This window comes from Prevotella sp. S7 MS 2, from assembly GCF_000762865.1.
Taxonomy (GTDB): domain Bacteria; phylum Bacteroidota; class Bacteroidia; order Bacteroidales; family Bacteroidaceae; genus Prevotella.
Genome location: NZ_JRPT01000097.1, coordinates 2,501 through 5,366 on the forward strand (window position 1 = coordinate 2,501; position 2,866 = coordinate 5,366).

Consider the following 2,866-nt stretch of genomic DNA (forward strand, 5'->3'; position numbering starts at 1 on the left):
GGTGCTGAACACCTTAACCTTGCCGGTGACGGTAACTCGTAGGTTCATTATGCAAAAGGCACGCCGTCACATATTGCTATGCTCCGACCGCTTGTAGGCGTATGGTTTCAGGAACTATTTCACTCTTCTCATCGAAGTGCTTTTCACCTTTCCCTCACGGTACTGGTTCACTATCGGTCTCATGGGAGTATTTAGCCTTACCGGATGGTCCCGGCAGATTCGCGCAGAATTCCTCGTGTTCCGCGTTACTCAGGATACCACTATGCCCCATTGTGCTTAGAGTACAGGACTATCACCGTCTATGGTTCTTCTTTCCAGAAAATTCCTCTCACACGCAAGATACAATGTCGTGGTCCTACTACCCCGGCGATGCGTTGCCACAACGCCGGTTTGGGCTATTCCCCGTTCGCTCGCCACTACTAGGGGAATCATTCTTTTATTTTCTATTCCTACAGGTACTAAGATGTTTCAGTTCCCTGCGTTCGCCTCTTGAACTTGGTCAAGATGACCGTCCTTCAGACGGCCGGGTTGTCCCATTCGGAAATCCTCGGATCAAAGATTATTTGCATCTACCCGAAGCTTATCGCAGCTTATCACGTCCTTCATCGCCTCCATGAGCCTAGGCATCCACCATACGCCCTTAATTACTTTCTTCGCACCAAAGGAAACTTTGGATGCTCATACTTGATACTGTTGTTATATTCTACAGTCTTGCTTGTGTCAATATGTCAAAGAACGGATGTAGTTGACGAGTCTTAAGTTGACAAGATAACGAGACGAACTCGTCAACTTGTTTACTCTTAACTTGTATACTACTAGAGTGGAGAATAACGGATTCGAACCGTTGACCCCCTGCTTGCAAAGCAGGTGCTCTAGCCAGCTGAGCTAATCCCCCTCAAAGAAGTAGTCCCAGGCAGACTTGAACTGCCGACCTCCACATTATCAGTGTGGCGCTCTAACCAACTGAGCTATAGGACTGTGTCCGGCTGCGTTCAGGCCTCTGGGCGAGAATGCCCGGCTTCCTTTTTCTCTTTATTATAGTAAACAGCTTCCGTAGTACAAGAAAAAAAAAGAGACGAACCTAATAGGTTTCTCTATACAAAACTATTATCGTACAGCTCCAGAAAGGAGGTGTTCCAGCCGCACCTTCCGGTACGGCTACCTTGTTACGACTTAGCCCCAATCACCAGTTTCGCCCTAGGCCGTTCCTTGCGGTCGCGGACTTCAGGCGCCCCCGGCTTTCATGGCTTGACGGGCGGTGTGTACAAGGCCCGGGAACGTATTCACCGCGCCATGGCTGATGCGCGATTACTAGCGAATCCAGCTTCGTGGGGTCGGGTTGCAGACCCCAGTCCGAACTGAGACCGGTTTTAAAGATTAGATCGTATTTGCATACGACCGACGCTCTGTACCGGCCATTGTAACACGTGTGTAGCCCCGGACGTAAGGGCCGTGCTGATTTGACGTCATCCCCACCTTCCTCACTCCTTGCGGAGGCAGTATCCTCAGAGTGCCCGGCATCACCCGATGGCAACTGAGAACAGGGGTTGCGCTCGTTATGGCACTTAAGCCGACACCTCACGGCACGAGCTGACGACAACCATGCAGCACCTCCGTAGGCGCCCCGAAGGGCCTCACTATCTCTAGATCGTTCGCCTACAGTTCAAGCCCGGGTAAGGTTCCTCGCGTATCATCGAATTAAACCACATGTTCCTCCGCTTGTGCGGGCCCCCGTCAATTCCTTTGAGTTTCACCGTTGCCGGCGTACTCCCCAGGTGGGATGCTTAATGCTTTCGCTTGGTCACATAGCCGAAAGGCCATACAACGGGCATCCATCGTTTACCGTGCGGACTACCAGGGTATCTAATCCTGTTCGATACCCGCACTTTCGAGCTTCAGCGTCAGTTTTGCTCCCGCAAGCTGCCTTCGCAATCGGAGTTCTTCGTCATATCTAAGCATTTCACCGCTACACGACGAATTCCGCCAACGTTGTGCAAACTCAAGTAAACCAGTATGCGCTGCAAGTCAGACGTTGAGCGTCTACATTTCACAACACACTTAATCTACGGCCTACGCTCCCTTTAAACCCAATAAATCCGGATAACGCCCGGACCTTCCGTATTACCGCGGCTGCTGGCACGGAATTAGCCGGTCCTTATTCATACGGTACCTGCAAATAGGGACACGTCCCTAACTTTATCCCCGTATAAAAGCAGTTTACAACCCATAGGGCCGTCATCCTGCACGCTACTTGGCTGGTTCAGACTTCCGTCCATTGACCAATATTCCTCACTGCTGCCTCCCGTAGGAGTTTGGACCGTGTCTCAGTTCCAATGTGGGGGACCTTCCTCTCAGAACCCCTACTGATCGTCGGTTTGGTGGGCCGTTACCCCGCCAACTGCCTAATCAGACGCATCCCCATCCCTTACCGCTAAACCTTTAATCCTAGTTAGATGCCTGCATAGGATATCATACGGTATTAGTCCGACTTTCGCCGGGTTATTCCGTTGTAAGGAGTAGGTTGGATACGTGTTACTCACCCGTGCGCCGGTCGCCATCAAAGGTTGCAAGCAACCCTCATGCTGCCCCGCGACTTGCATGTGTTAAGCCTGTAGCTAGCGTTCATCCTGAGCCAGGATCAAACTCTACATTGTAAAATTTTGATTTGCTTCTAAAATAGAAGCTTTATATCCTTTGCTCGTACGATAAACTTATCAATGTTTAAAGAACACCTATTTCGAATCTTATTTCGACGGTTCGTTTCTTTTACCCAACTCTATTACCTATATAAAACAAGTAAAGAGTCGACTCTTGTACTACTTATCTGTTTATGTAAATCTTTTCAAAGAACGATTTCTTATGTGCT

The 2,866-nt window shown here is 49.7% G+C and carries 2 tRNA genes and 2 rRNA genes (1 of these 4 only partly in view); all 4 read right to left on the reverse strand.

The features are described from left to right. A 23S ribosomal RNA gene (locus HMPREF0671_RS11415) occupies positions 1-655 on the reverse strand (it extends 2,245 nt beyond the left edge of the window). A gap of 166 nt (positions 656-821) precedes the next feature. Next, positions 822-895, reverse strand: a tRNA-Ala gene (locus HMPREF0671_RS11420). A 9-nt stretch (positions 896-904) separates the two neighbouring features. Further along, positions 905-978 (reverse strand) — tRNA-Ile (locus HMPREF0671_RS11425). A 146-nt stretch (positions 979-1,124) separates the two neighbouring features. Further along, positions 1,125-2,654, reverse strand: a 16S ribosomal RNA gene (locus HMPREF0671_RS11430). The 16S and 23S rRNA genes sit together here with 2 tRNA genes alongside, the layout of an rRNA operon. Positions 2,655-2,866 lie beyond the last annotated feature (212 nt).